Here is a 13,744-nt window from a genome sequence, read left to right on the forward strand (position 1 = left end):
ACACCGGTTCAGGTGAAGAAACTGTAGCGGGCGCAGCAAAAAGCACGACGATCCAAACTTCCAATCGGCGTATTGGACGGCGCGCCAGGCCTGATTATCATGGCCCGCTCGCGCTAAGTTAGGAGCCTTCATGCGCCGTTTGCTCACCGGTATGACCGTCGCCTTGCTGCTTTTGCTCAACACGTTGGTGTTGATCGGTCCGTTGACCGTACTTGCCCTGCTCAAACTCATCCTGCCTGGAAAACTGCGCGCCGCCTGCTCGGCCGGGGTGGTTTGGATTGCCGAAACCTGGTCCGACATCGACAAATTCATCTTCGCCCTGTGCCTGCCCACGGTCTGGGACATTCGCGGCGACACCGAGCTGCGCATGGACCGCCTCGTACCTGATGATCAGCAACCACCAGTCCTGGGTCGACATTCCTGCACTGATGCAGGCCTTCAACCGCAAGGCGCCGTTCTTCAAGTTTTTCCTGAAAAAAGGAACTGGTCTGGGTGCCCTTGTTGGGCCTGGCGTGGTGGGCGTTGGACTACCCGTTTATGAAGCGCTACTCCAAGGCCTACCTGGCCAAACACCCGGAGATGGCCGGCAAGGATTTGCTCATCACCCAGCAAGCCTGCGAGAAATTTCGCGACTTGCCGGTGAGCGTGGTGAATTACCTGGAAGGCACGCGCTGCACCCCGGCCAAGCAGGCCGAGCAGCAATCACCTTATCGGCACTTGCTGAAACCCAAAGCGGGTGGCGTCGCCTTCGTGCTGGCGAGCCTGGGTGAGCAACTGGACGCCATTCTCGACATCACCGTGTTCTACCCCGGCGAGCGCATTCCAGGCTTCTGGGACTTGCTGTGCGGGCGTGTGCCCAAGGTGGTGGTCGACATCCAGACCCTGCCCATGGACCCGGCGCTGTGGCAAGGCGACTACCAGAACGACCCGAAATTTCGCGTGTACATGCAGACCTGGATTTCAGAACGCTGGGCCGAAAAAGACGCTCGGCTCAGCGCCATGAAAGCAGAACAGGCCGCCGCGTAATCAGCCAGCCGGTTTCCACAGGTTGCCGAGATTACCCAACAGCGAATTGCCCACGCCCTGCTGGCCGAGGTACTGCAACAACAGCGGCGCGAATTGGCCGATCATGCCGCTGTCCATGCCCAAGGCACCGAATGCGGCGCTGAGGTCTTGCGGGTTATTCACATTGGCCACCGCGGCGGCGGCCTCCGGGCTTACCGGCTTGCTGGCGGATTTACCCAGCAAACTGCTCAACGAACCCAACTGCGCCAGGCCGTTGGCGCCCTCGAACTTTTGCAGGCCCGGCACGGTTTGCGTCAGCTCACCGTACTGATTGCCCGGCAACTGATGCTTGGCCAAACCCAACATCGCCCCGGTGCCACCCACCGCCTGTTCCGGCGAGACCTTCAACTGCTTGAGTGCCGCCAGCAGTTGCAAGTTCTCTGGATTACTCAACAACGACGCCGAGGCATCACCGCCCTTGCCACCCTGACTGGCCGAATACAGCGCCGCCGCGTCATTCAAATTGAACGCAAGCGCCTGGCAACTCAGCACAGACAACGCAGCCAGCAATACCAAACGACGGGGAGCAGACATCGGCAAAACCTCAGCGGGGAATAGAAAGCGGTTGGACTGGAGGGAACCAGTGATGTTCCCGGGGGGGCCGGATTATGCAGCAAAAGCATCGCGGCTAAAGCCGCTCCAACAGACAGCCCACCACCACCACCACCACCACCGCCCCCTGTAGGAGCGGCTTCAGCCGCGAGATTTTGATCTACCGCTTGTGATCTGGCTTGTGATCTACCCGCCCCGTTCATCGCAGGCCGAGTGGAGTCGTCGCGTAGGGGTTGAGCGGCCGGGAGCCGCGAAAGGCGTGTCGGGCCATGGATGGCCCGTCTCGCCGTGCCCCCGGAGTGGCGACGGGAGGGAGGGGACCTGGAGCGCAGCGGAAGGCCAAGGTAGGGGCAGACCTTTTGGTTTCTTTTGTGTCGACTGACAAAAGAAACTCGCGCGTAAGGCGCGAAACAAAACGTTCAGCACCCGCAGTAATGAATGCTGCTGCAAAAATTGAGGCTCGACACAAAACTCTGGATTCCGAATCGTCGGACCGCCGCCTGCGCGGGAATGACGGAGGTTTGCGCCACCACCGCGTTCGACTGGAAACTCTGATCCCCGCGTGCGCGAGGATGACGGAGGTGTGGGCAGATTCACGCGATCTGTAAGCGCCCGAAAACAAAAAAGGCAGCCCTTAGGCTGCCTCATCCTTCACGCCGCACTAAACGTCTTATGCGGATCAATCACAAACTTCTTCGGCACCCCGGCATCGAACTCGCCATACCCACGCGGCGCGTCATCCAGGCTGATTACCTGCACCCCCACCACCTCAGCAATATTGATGCGGTCCCACATAATCGCCTGCATCAACTGCCGGTTGTACTTCATCGTCGGCGTCTGCCCAGTATGGAAACTGTGCGACTTGGCCCAGCCCAGACCAAACCGAATACTCAGGCTGCCCATCTTCGCCGCCTGGTCGATCGCACCCGGATCTTCGGTGACGTACAAGCCAGGAATACCAATCTTGCCCGCCACCCGCACCACCCCCATCAGCGAGTTGAGCACCGTGGCCGGGGCTTCATGTTGTGCACCGGCATGACCATGACCGCGCGCTTCAAAGCCCACGGCATCAACGGCGCAGTCCACTTCCGGCTCGCCCAGCAACGCGGCGATCTGTTCGTGCAGCGGTGTGTCGGTCGACAGGTCGGCAATCTCGAAACCCTGAGCCTTGGCGTGAGCCAGGCGCACCGGGTTGACGTCGCCAATGATGACCACCGCCGCACCCAACAAGCGCGCCGAGGTAGCCGCCGCCAGGCCGACAGGACCGGCACCGGCTACATACACGGTGCTGCCCGGGCCAACGCCGGCGGTGACGGCGCCGTGGTAGCCGGTGGGCAAAATGTCGGAGAGACAGGTCAGGTCGCGGATTTTTTCCATGGCCTTGTCGCGGTCCGGCAGTTTCAACAGGTTGAAGTCGGCATACGGCACCAGCACGTATTCGGCCTGACCACCGACCCAGTCGCCCATGTCCACGTAACCGTAAGCACCGCCGGGGCGCGCCGGGTTCACGGTCAGGCACACGCCGGTGTGCTGTTCTTTGCATGAGCGGCAACGACCGCACGCTACGTTGAACGGCACCGACACCAGATCACCGATTTTCAGGTGCTCGACGTCGCTGCCTTTCTCGATCACTTCGCCGGTAATTTCATGGCCCAGCACCAGGCCGACCTGCGCGGTAGTACGGCCACGGACCATGTGCTGGTCGGAGCCGCAAATGTTGGTGGACACCACTTTGAGAATGACCCCGTGCTCGATCTTGGCGACCACGCGGGTCCTGCATTTTCGGGTAGTCGATTTTCTGCACTTCGACCTTGCCCGCGCCGAGATAAACGACGCCACGATTACCAGACATAGGTGATTCTCCGTTTGTTGTTGTGGTTACAAAGGCGCAGCCAAAACGCACTGCGCGGCCCTGCACTGGAGGTTGTTGGGTGAAGCCAAAGAGGCCGCTATAGGCAGCGCGGAATGCCCCTTCGAGATAACGCGGTCATGTAGGCGAGGCTGGGCGGCACTCCGATTAGCCTCGAGTTTTTGATCGTTAAAAGCATCGCGGCTAAAGCCGCTCCTACAGGTGTTGAGTGGGTTACAAAACCACTGTCCGGCTCGCGTTCAAGAACACGCGCCGTTCGATGTGAAAACCCACGGCCTTGGCCAAGGTCAGGCACTCGATGTCACGGCCCTTGGCGATCAGGTCTTCGGGGTAGTGGCTGTGGTCTACCGGCTCGACGCCCTGGGCGATGATCGGGCCTTCGTCGAGGTCGTTGTTGATGTAGTGCGCCGTTGCGCCGACCAGTTTCACGCCCTTTTCGTAGGCCTGGTGATACGGCTTGGCGCCTTTGAAACCGGGCAGCAATGAGTGGTGAATGTTGATGGCCCAGCCGTCCAGCTTGCGGCACAGTTCGGGCGAAAGCACTTGCATGTAGCGGGCAAGAATCACCAGCTCGGCGCCGGTGTCGGCGATCACTTGCATCACCTTGCGCTCTTGCGCCGGCTTGTCGGCCGGGTCGAGGGGGAAGTGGTGGTAGGGAATGCGTGCCAGCGGGCGAGCGGTTCGAGGTCGGGGTGGTTGGACACCACGGCCACCACGTCCATTGGCAACTGGCCGATGCGTTGGCGATAGAGCAGGTCGTTCAGGCAGTGGTCTGCCTTGGACACCATGATCACCACCTTGCTGCGGTAGTTGGGCGGCGTCAGTTCGAAGTCCATGCCGAAACTACCCACGCGCGCGGCCAGGCCGTCGCGGAAATCCAGCTCGGCGAACACGTCCGGCTGGCGGAATTCAACGCGAATGAAAAACCGCGACGACAGACGATCATCAAAGCTGTGGTGCTCGGTGACGTAGCAGCCCTGCTCGAACAGATAACGCGTCACCGCATCCACCGTGCCGAGAATGCTCGGGCAGGAGGCGGTGAGAATCCAGGTATCGGGGGTGCGGCTCATGCTGTTCTCCGGGAGATACCGACAATCGCGTAGGAGCGGCTTCAGCCGCGATGCTCTTGAAAAGCATCGCGGCTGAAGCCGCTCCTACAGGGACTACGATGCGTTTACCGCTAAGCCAAACTCCTGGCTCGCATCCTGCAACCACAGCCAGAAGTAGTCGCTGAAGCTGCGACGTACCAGCAGCTCCCAGGTGTTTTCGGCGGTGTGGCGGATCACCAGTTGCGACTTGGCGAAGGTGGTGCCCACGGCCTTGCCCACCGGGAAGTTGTTGAGGTGCACGTCGTAGCTGGTGGACTTTTTCAGCAGCTCGCGCACGTGGGTGCCGGTCAGTTCCAGCACGGTCTGGCCGCCGCTGACGTTGACGATTTGGATGTGCTGGCCGTCCAGCGCTTCACGCAGTTTTTTCTCGGCATCGAACTCGGTGCCGCCTGGCACGATGAGTAGCCATTCATCCGGGCCCATCCACTGCAACGAGGTTTCGCCAGCGGTGATCACCGCCAGCGCGCCGGGCAATTCCAGGCCGGTGGCTTTGTGTACGGCGCCAGCAAACGCGGCGTCGTGGCCGTCGCCGCGAAGGGTCAGGTGGCCGAGCAGTTTGCGCTCGCGCAGCTGAATGCCGGCGCTGGCTTTGCCTTTGCCGGCGGCGTCGGCCAGGCCGGCGTGGTGCAGCGGCGACTCGGCTTTGCCAGCTTCGGGGCGCTGCTGGTACACGTTGATAGCTGTCATACAGACCTCGCGAGTAAAACGTCCGGCATTGCGGTAAGGGTGTGATTCAGGGAGTCAAACATTCTGTTGCTCCCCTTTCGGATCGAAGAACACCGAGCTGCAAATTTCCGCTTCCACGAAACGGCCATCGGCCAACGGCGCCCACACCTTCTCGCCCATGCGTTTCAGGCCGCCTTTGACCATCGCCAGGGCAAAGCTGTAGCCGAGGCTGGCGCTGTAGTAGCTGGAGGTGACGTGGCCGACCATGGCCATGGGAATCTCGCTGTTTGGTGTCGAACACCAGTTGCGCGCCTTCGGGCAGCACGAACTTGGGGTCTACCGGTTTCAGGCCAACCAGCTGTTTGCGGTTTTCGCGCACGCAGTCTTCGCGGTTCATGCCACGCCAGCCGATCCAGGAGAACGGTTTGGTACGGCCCACGCACCAGCCCATGTTGAGGTCGTCCGGGGTGACCGAGCCGTCGGTGTCCTGGCCGACGATGATGAAGCCCTTCTCGGCCCGCAGTACGTGCATGGTTTCGGTGCCGTACGGGGTCAGGTTGTACTGCTTGCCGGCGGCGACGATTTTTTCCAGCACGCCCATGGCGTAGTCGGCCTGCACGTTGATTTCGTACGACAGCTCACCGGTAAACGAGATACGGAACACCCGCGCCGGCACACCGCCAACCAGACCTTCTTTCCAGGTCATGAACGGGAAGCCGTCGCGGTCCAGGTCGATGTCCGTCACTTCGCTGAGCAGCTTGCGGCTGTTGGGGCCGGACAAGGTCATGGTGGCCCAGTGGTCGGTCACGGAGGTGAAGTACACCTTGAGGTCCGGCCACTCGGTTTGGTGGTAAATCTCCAGCCACTGCATCACGCGGGCAGCGCCGCCGGTAGTGGTGGTCATCAGGAAATGGTTGTCGGCCAGGCACGCAGTCACGCCGTCGTCGAAGACCATGCCGTCTTCTTTGCACATCAGGCCGTAGCGGGCTTTGCCCACGTCGAGCTTGGTCCAGGCGTTGGTGTACACGCGATTGAGAAATTCGCGGGCATCCGGGCCTTGAATGTCGATTTTGCCGAGGGTGGAGGCGTCCAGCAGGCCGACGCTGTCGCGCACGGCTTTGCATTCACGGGCGACGGCGGCGTGCAGGTCTTCACCGTTTTTCGGGAAATACCACGGGCGTTTCCATTGGCCGACGTCTTCAAACTCGGCACCCTGCGCCAGGTGCCAGGCGTGCAGTGCGGTGTAGCGCACCGGATCGAACAGCGCGCCGCAGTTGCGCCCGGCTACCGAACCGAAGGTCACCGGCGTGTAGTTGGGGCGGAACATCGTGGTGCCCATCTGGGTAATGCTGATGCCCAGCGAACGCGCGGCAATCGCCAGCCCGTTGATGTTGCCGAGCTTGCCCTGATCGGTACCGAAACCCAGGGCGGTGTAGCGCTTAACGTGCTCGACCGACTCGAAGCCTTCACGGGTGGCCAGTTCGATACCGGCGCTGGTGACGTCGTTTTGCAGGTCGACGAATTGTTTCGGGCCACGGGCGGTGGATTTTTCGTGGGGCACTTGGAACAACGCGATGCTCGGCTCTTCACTGCGCGCGGCCACGTCTGGCACTTCGCCGCTGATCGGTGCAAAACCGATTTCGCCAGCCGCTTTTACGCCCGCCTCGAAACCATCGGCCAGCACATCGCCGAGCTGGAACACGCCGTTAACGGCACCGGCACACACGCGCTTTTGGAAGCCTTCGCCAGGCACGAATGCCAGTAGGTCTTCGCGCCAGGTCGGCTTGCCGCCCAAGTGCGAGGCCAGGTGAACGACTGGGCTGTAGCCGCCCGAGGTGGCCACGGTGTCGCAGTCCAGCCACTCGCCGGGGCTGGTGACTTTATGGGCAACCGGGTCGATGGCGGCGATACGTGCCGCACTCACGCGCTTGCTGCCACGGGTTTCGATCACGGCGCTGCCAGTGAGCACGCGCACGCCTTTGGCGCGGGCTTCTTCGACCCAGGCGCCGCGTGGGTTCGGGCGGGCGTCGGCGATGGCGACCACTTTCAGGCCGGCTTCGAGCCAGTCCAGCGCAACGCGGTAGGCGAAGTCGTTGGTGGTCGACAGCACCAGCTGCTTGCCCGGCGCCACGCCGTAACGGCGTACATACGTCGAGATGGCGCCTGCGAGCATGTTGCCGGGCACATCGTTATTGCCATACACCAGCGGCCGCTCGTGGGCGCCGGTGGCCAGCACCACACGTTTGGCGCGCACGCGGTGCATGCGTTGACGCGTCTCACCCATCGGGGCGGTTTCGCCCAAGTGGTCGAAACGGCGCTCGTGAATGGTGAGAAAGTTATGGTCGTGGTAGCCGTTCACAGTGGCGCGCGGCAACAGCAGCACTTCGGGCATGGCTTTCAATTCGGCCACGGCTTTGGCCACCCAGTCGGCAGCCGGACGGCCGTCGAGGCTTTCGCGGCTGTCGAGCAACTGCCCGCCGAACTCTTCCTGCTCATCGGCCAGAATCACCCGCGCACCGGCACGACCAGCCGCCAGCGCAGCGGCCAGACCGGCAGCGCCGCCGCCCACCACCAGCACGTCGCAGTGCTGGTTCATGTGGTCGTAGCGATCGGGATCATTTTCCTTCGGCGCACGGCCCAGGCCAGCGGCTTTGCGGATGTACTTCTCGTAGGTCATCCACATCGACTGCGGGTACATAAAGGTTTTGTAGTAAAAGCCGGGCGCCATCATGTCGCCGCCGACCTTGCCAAGAATGCCCATTACGTCGTTGTTCACGCTCGGCCAGCCGTTGGTGCTGGTGGCGACGAGGCCGCTGTACAGCGCCTGTTGTGTGGCACGCACGTTGGGGATTTGCGTGGCTTCGCGAGAGCCGATTTGCAGCACGGCGTTGGGCTCTTCAGCACCAGCGGCGACGATGCCGCGAGGGCGCGAATATTTGAAGCTGCGGCCGATGATGTCGACGCCATTGGCCAGCAACGCAGCGGCCAGGGTGTCGCCGGCAAAGCCTTGGTAGGTGGTGCCGTTGAAGGTGAAGGTCAGCGGCTGGTTACGGTTGATCCGGCCACCGTTACTCAGGCGGTTGATCTGGCTCATGCCTTTCTCCTGCGGCGCTGGCTTTCGGTTTGGCGGTCACCGAGGGCTTCTCGCCAATTTTGTAGGTTTCGAAAATTTCGTAGCTGATGGTGTCGCGCGTCGCGTTGAAGTACTGGCGGCAACCGGCGGCGTGAATCCACAGCTCGTGGTGAATGCCACGGGGGTTGTCGCGGAAGAACAGGTAATCGCCCCACTCCTGGTCGGTGCAGGCGTTGGGGTCGAGCGGGCGAGGAATGTGCGCCTGGCCGGCCGCGTGAAATTCCTCTTCAGCGCGTAGCTCGCCACAGTGAGGGCAGAAAATTTGCAGCATGGCCGTACCTCCAGAATTCGTGTTTTTCGCTCCCCTCTGCCCGCCTGCGGGAGAGGGGCCGGGGGAGAGGGTTTTTGCGTTCGCCGCTAAAAGCCCCTCTCCCGCCCTTTCGGGCACCCCTCTCCCCGTAAACGGGCGAGGGGATTGTTCTGCTACCGCGTTCCCGCTTGGCTCCCCTCTGCCCGCCTGCGGGAGAGGGGCTGGGGGTGAGGGTTTTTGCGTTCGCCGCTAACAGCCCCTCTCCCGCCCTTTGGGCACCCTCTCCCGTAAACGGGCGAGGGGATTGTTCTGCTACCGCGTTCCGCTTGGCTCCCCTCTGCCCGCTTGCGGGAGAGGGGCTGGGGGTGAGGGGTTTTGCGTCGCCGCTAAAAGCCCCTCTCCCGCCCTTCGGGCACCCTCTCCCCGCAAGCGGGAGAGGGGATTGTTCTGCTACCGCGTTCCCGCTTGGCTCCCCTCTGCCCGCTTGCGGGAGAGGGGCTGGGGGAGAGGGTTTTGCGTTCGTCGCTAAAAGCCCTCTCCCGCCCTTTGGGCACCCTCTCCCGCATGCGGGAGAGGGGCATCAGCCGTCGCTATCGCGACCTTTTAATGGGCTACCGCCGCTGCGCCGTGCTCGTCGATCAAGGCGCCGTTGTGGAAGCGGTCCATCGAGAACGGTTTGGCCAGCGGGTGCATCTCGCCAGTGGCCAGGCTGGCGGCAAATACGTGGCCTGAGCCCGGCGTGGCTTTGAAGCCGCCGGTGCCCCAACCGCAGTTGAAGAACAGGTTGGGCACGGGGGTTTTGCTGATGATTGGGCAGGCGTCCGGCGAGGTATCCACAATGCCGCCCCACTGGCGGTTCATGCGCACGCGGCTGAGCACCGGGAACATCTCGACGATGGCTTGCAGGGTGTGTTCGATGGTCGGGTACGAGCCGCGTTGGCCATAGCCGACGTAGCCGTCGATGCCGGCACCGATCACCAGGTCGCCTTTGTCGGACTGGCTGATGTAGCCGTGCACGGCGTTGGACATGATCACGCTGTCGATAATCGGCTTGATCGGCTCCGACACCAGCGCTTGCAGCGGGTGAGATTCCAGCGGCAGACGAAAGCCGGCGAGTTTGGCCATGTGTCCGGAGTTACCCGCCGTGACCACGCCTACGCGCTTGCCGCCGATAAAGCCTTTGCTGGTTTCAACGCCGATGACCACGCCGTTTTCCTTACGGAAACCGATCACTTCGGTTTGCTGAATCAGGTCCACGCCCAAGGCGTCGGCGGCACGGGCGTAGCCCCAGGCCACGGCGTCGTGACGGGCAACGCCGCCGCGCCGTTGCACGGTGGCGCCCATGACCGGGTAGCGGGTGTTTTTCGAGCAATCGAGGTACGGAATTTCGGCGGCGGTTTGCTTGGCGTCGAGCAATTCACCGTCGATACCGTTAAGGCGGTTGGCGCTCACGCGGCGCTCGGAGTCGCGCATGTCTTGCAGGGTGTGGCACAGGTTGTAAACGCCACGGGGCGAGAACATCACGTTGTAGTTGATGTCTTGCGACAGGCCTTCCCACAGCTTCATGGCGTGTTCGTACAGGTGCGCTGACTCATCCCACAGGTAGTTGGAGCGCACGATGGTGGTGTTGCGCGCGGTGTTGCCGCCGCCCAGCCAACCCTTTTCGACCACCGCGACATTGGTGATGCCATGCACTTTGGCCAGGTAGTAAGCCGTGGCCAGACCGTGGCCGCCACCGCCGACGATGATCACGTCGTACACCGGTTTCGGTGTCGGGTTGCGCCACATGCGCTGCCAGTTTTCGTTGTGGCTGAGCGAGTGCTTGAACAGGCCGAAGCCGGAATAACGTTGCATCAGAGGTGCTCCTCGCTGCGTCCCTCGCCGACCGCTGGCGAGGGCTGGTAAATCAGTCGGGTGAAATCACTTGTAGACCGGGAAATCCGCGCACAGGGCGGCGGCTTGCTTGGCCACCTGCGCCTCGACATCGGCATCGCCGAGGTGGTCGAGGATGTCGCAAATCCAGCCGGCCAGTTCCACGCTCTGCGCCACTTTGAAACCGCGTGTGGTGATCGCTGGCGTGCCGATGCGCAAGCCCGAGGTCACGAACGGCGACTGCGGGTCATTCGGCACGGCGTTCTTGTTCACGGTGATGCCGGCACGGCCGAGGGCGGCGTCGGCGTCTTTGCCGGTGAGGCCCTGGCGAATCAGGCTGACGAGGAACAAGTGGTTGTCTGTGCCGCCGGACACCACGTCGTAGCCGCGTTCGATAAACACCTTGGCCATGGCCTGAGCGTTATCGATCACTTGCTGCTGATACGCCTTGAAGCCGGGCTCCAGCGCTTCCTTGAAGCACACGGCCTTGGCGGCGATCACGTGCATCAGCGGGCCGCCCTGGCCACCGGGGAATACGGCAGCCTGGAATTTCTTCTCCAGGTCCGGGTTGGCCTTGGCCAGAATCAGACCACCACGCGGGCCGCGCAGGGTTTTGTGGGTGGTGGTGGTGACCACGTCGGCATAGGGCAGCGGGTTGGGGTACAAACCAGCGGCCACCAGACCGGCAACGTGGGCCATGTCGACAAAAAAGTAGGCGCCCACTTTGTCGGCGATTTCGCGGAAGCGCGGGAAGTCGAGGGTTTTCGAATAGGCCGAGAAGCCGGCAATGATCATCTTCGGCTTGTGCTCGACGGCCAGGCGCTCGACTTCGTCGTAATCAATCAGGCCGGTGTCGGTGTTGATGCCGTACTGCACCGCGTTATAGAGCTTGCCGGAGAAACTCACCTTGGCGCCGTGGGTCAGGTGGCCGCCGTGGGCCAGGCTCATGCCCAACACGGTGTCGCCGGCTTGCAGCAGCGCGAGGTACACGGCGGCGTTGGCCTGACTGCCCGAGTGCGGTTGCACGTTGGCGTAGTCGGCGCCGAACAGCTCTTTGGCGCGGTCGATGGCCAGTTGCTCGACCTTGTCCACATGCTCGCAGCCGCCGTAGTAACGCTTGCCCGGATAACCTTCGGCGTACTTGTTGGTCAGGCCGCTGCCCTGAGCTTGCATCACGCGTTTGCTGGTGTAGTTCTCCGAGGCGATCAGCTCGATGTGGTGCTCCTGACGGGCTTCTTCGGCATCCATGGCTGCCAGCAGTGCATCGTCATAGCCTTTGATCTGGTCGTTTTTGCTGAACATCTCGGGTCTCCAGCGACAGCGGCTGCCGCATCATTGTTATGGGCGCCCACTCCGGCAGGCGGAGCGGTAGTGCGTGTAGCGATTCTGCGAAATCGCCAGCGACGCCATATGCCTGTTTGCGACGTCAAAATGCTCAAACTGACCAAGCCGGCAAACGACTCCATCGCGGCTAAAGCCGCTCCCACAATGAAATACGTTCCACTGTAGGAGAGGCTTCAGCCTCGATGCTCTTTGAACGACACAAAGACCGGACCCGCGCTAAAGTGTTGCCATCGCCGTCCCAGGAAATCCTCCATGACCGACACCACCCAACAGTTCGCCAGCGACAACTATTCCGGCATTTGCCCCGAAGCCTGGGCCGCCATGGCGCAGGCCAACCACGGCCACGACCGTGCCTATGGCGATGACCAATGGACGGCCCGCGCCTCTGATCACTTTCGCCGGCTGTTCGAAACCGACTGCGAGGTGTACTTCGCCTTCAACGGCACCGCCGCCAACTCGCTGGCGTTGTCGCAGCTGTGCCAGAGCTACCACAGCGTGATTTGCTCGGAGACCGCCCACGTTGAAACCGACGAATGCGGCGCGCCGGAGTTTTTCTCCAACGGCTCGAAACTGCTCACCGCGCGCACTGAAAACGGCAAGCTGACGCCCGCGACCATTCGCGAAATCGCCCTCAAGCGCCAAGACATTCACTACCCCAAACCGCGCGTGGTCACCCTCACCCAAGCCACTGAAATTGGCAGCGTGTACCGCCCCGAAGAACTCAAAGCCATTAGCGCCACCTGCCGCGAGCTGGGCCTGAACCTGCACATGGACGGCGCCCGTTTCGCCAACGCCTGCGCCTTTCTCGACTGCTCGCCTGCCGAGCTGACCTGGAAAGCCGGCATCGACGTGCTGTGCTTTGGCGGCACCAAAAACGGCATGGCCGTAGGCGAGGCGATTCTGTTCTTCAACAAACAACTGGCCGAAGACTTCGACTACCGCTGCAAACAGGCCGGCCAGTTGGCCTCGAAAATGCGCTTTCTTTCCGCGCCGTGGGTCGGCTTGCTGGAAAACGACGCCTGGATGAAATACGCCCGCCACGCCAACAGCTGCGCGCGCCTGCTGGCCGAGCTGGTCAGCGACATTCCGGGCGTAAGCCTGATGTTCCCGGTGGAAGCCAACGGCGTGTTCCTGCAACTCTCGGAACCGGCCATCGAAGCCCTGCGCGCGCGGGACTGGCGCTTCTACACCTTCATCGGTGCCGGCGGCGCGCGGTTTATGTGCTCGTGGGACACCGAAGAAGAACGCGTGCGCGAATTGGCGGCGGATATTCGCCTGGTGATGCAGGCCTAAAGGCCAGCCGCAGACTTACTACGCCACGCGCGCAACCCACGCGCGCAACAAAAACCTCCGTCATCCCCGCGCAGGCGGGGATCCAGAATCTCGAGCCGAACACGTTCATGGACGACCGATCCCTAAAGTCCCTCCCCCGCCTGTTCCTCGAACTGCTCCTCGAACTCGGCTGGATCGCCGTCATCATCGTCATCCCCGTGTTCGCCCCACTCGCCCTGGGGCTTCTCGGCTGGATGGCCTATCTACCCATCGCCTGGCTAACCAACCGCATCCGCGGCGGCGTGCCCTACCGCCTCCAGCAATTCAACTTCTTCTGGACCCTTGGCCTGGCCATCGGCATCGGCCGCGCCATCCCCACGTTCTGGATAGCCTTTTGCGCCGGCGTGCTGGTGATCTTCGGCGGCCTTCTGCTCATCAGCCACCTGGAAAAACGCCTCGCCCTGAACCTGGAAAAACAGGTCGAGCGCCAGAACGACACCCACCCCATGCCGCTGCCCACCCCCTACAGCGCCCGCGGCGCTAGCGCCTGGGGTGGCGGCGAACCGCGCCTGACGCCCGAAGGCGAACCCGTGCGGCTACTGGGCGAAAGC

General features: G+C 62.4%; 7 protein-coding genes and 4 pseudogenes. 2 read left to right on the forward strand and 9 right to left on the reverse strand.

Annotated features, from left to right (window positions below; all coding sequences use genetic code 11):
* The first annotated feature begins 130 nt into the window (after positions 1-130).
* Positions 131-1,026: pseudogene (locus ACZZZP_RS22095) on the forward strand (acyltransferase).
* Here ACZZZP_RS22095 and ACZZZP_RS22100 read toward each other — a convergent pair.
* The 8 genes and pseudogenes from ACZZZP_RS22100 to glyA all read right to left on the reverse strand — a co-directional run bounded on the left by ACZZZP_RS22100 (position 1,027) and on the right by glyA (position 11,819).
* On the reverse strand, positions 1,027-1,599 hold the full coding sequence (locus ACZZZP_RS22100; RefSeq protein ID WP_463384139.1) for a DUF2780 domain-containing protein: 573 nt from the start codon (positions 1,597-1,599) through the stop codon (positions 1,027-1,029).
* Between the two features lie 669 nt (positions 1,600-2,268).
* Positions 2,269-3,469, reverse strand: a pseudogene (fdhA, locus tag ACZZZP_RS22105) (formaldehyde dehydrogenase, glutathione-independent).
* A gap of 231 nt (positions 3,470-3,700) precedes the next feature.
* A pseudogene (locus ACZZZP_RS22110) lies at positions 3,701-4,557 on the reverse strand (formyltetrahydrofolate deformylase).
* Between the two features lie 93 nt (positions 4,558-4,650).
* Positions 4,651-5,283 carry a sarcosine oxidase subunit gamma gene (locus ACZZZP_RS22115; RefSeq protein WP_463384141.1) on the reverse strand — a complete coding sequence of 211 codons (633 nt, stop codon included), beginning with the start codon at positions 5,281-5,283 and terminating at the stop codon, positions 4,651-4,653.
* Positions 5,284-5,337: 54 nt separating this feature from the next.
* A pseudogene (locus ACZZZP_RS22120) lies at positions 5,338-8,356 on the reverse strand (sarcosine oxidase subunit alpha).
* A complete protein-coding gene (locus ACZZZP_RS22125; RefSeq protein ID WP_463536850.1) occupies positions 8,331-8,666 on the reverse strand; it encodes a sarcosine oxidase subunit delta in 336 nt (111 codons plus the stop codon). The pseudogene ACZZZP_RS22120 and the gene ACZZZP_RS22125 overlap by 26 nt, the downstream one beginning before the upstream one ends.
* A gap of 582 nt (positions 8,667-9,248) precedes the next feature.
* Positions 9,249-10,499 carry a sarcosine oxidase subunit beta family protein gene (locus ACZZZP_RS22130; RefSeq protein WP_122451680.1) on the reverse strand — a complete coding sequence of 417 codons (1,251 nt, stop codon included), beginning with the start codon at positions 10,497-10,499 and terminating at the stop codon, positions 9,249-9,251.
* A gap of 66 nt (positions 10,500-10,565) precedes the next feature.
* Positions 10,566-11,819: a serine hydroxymethyltransferase gene (gene glyA, locus ACZZZP_RS22135; RefSeq protein ID WP_122492053.1), complete on the reverse strand. Its 1,254-nt coding sequence runs from the start codon at positions 11,817-11,819 to the stop codon at positions 10,566-10,568.
* A 294-nt stretch (positions 11,820-12,113) separates the two neighbouring features.
* Here glyA and ACZZZP_RS22140 point away from each other — a divergent pair, with 294 nt between their 5' ends.
* The gene (locus ACZZZP_RS22140; protein ID WP_122492054.1) at positions 12,114-13,154 is read left to right on the forward strand and encodes a threonine aldolase family protein; all 1,041 of its coding nucleotides are present in this window, start codon (positions 12,114-12,116) and stop codon (positions 13,152-13,154) included.
* Between the two features lie 257 nt (positions 13,155-13,411).
* On the opposite strand, the gene ACZZZP_RS22145 is transcribed toward ACZZZP_RS22140, so the two are convergent.
* Positions 13,412-13,636 carry a hypothetical protein gene (locus ACZZZP_RS22145; RefSeq protein WP_463536851.1) on the reverse strand — a complete coding sequence of 75 codons (225 nt, stop codon included), beginning with the start codon at positions 13,634-13,636 and terminating at the stop codon, positions 13,412-13,414.
* Positions 13,637-13,744: the final 108 nt, after the last annotated feature.

Source organism: Pseudomonas sp. AC211 (genome assembly GCF_979258055.1).

What these genes read in the sequence shown, in the direction of transcription:
- ACZZZP_RS22100 (WP_463384139.1), bottom strand. Translation starts at nt 1,599, where the DNA reads ATGTCTGCTCCCCGTCGTTTGGTATTGCTGGCTGCGTTGTCTGTGCTG.
- ACZZZP_RS22115 (WP_463384141.1), bottom strand. Translation starts at nt 5,283, where the DNA reads ATGACAGCTATCAACGTGTACCAGCAGCGCCCCGAAGCTGGCAAAGCC.
- ACZZZP_RS22125 (WP_463536850.1), bottom strand. Translation starts at nt 8,666, where the DNA reads ATGCTGCAAATTTTCTGCCCTCACTGTGGCGAGCTACGCGCTGAAGAG.
- ACZZZP_RS22130 (WP_122451680.1), bottom strand. Translation starts at nt 10,499, where the DNA reads ATGCAACGTTATTCCGGCTTCGGCCTGTTCAAGCACTCGCTCAGCCAC.
- glyA (WP_122492053.1), bottom strand. Translation starts at nt 11,819, where the DNA reads ATGTTCAGCAAAAACGACCAGATCAAAGGCTATGACGATGCACTGCTG.
- ACZZZP_RS22140 (WP_122492054.1), top strand. Translation starts at nt 12,114, where the DNA reads ATGACCGACACCACCCAACAGTTCGCCAGCGACAACTATTCCGGCATT.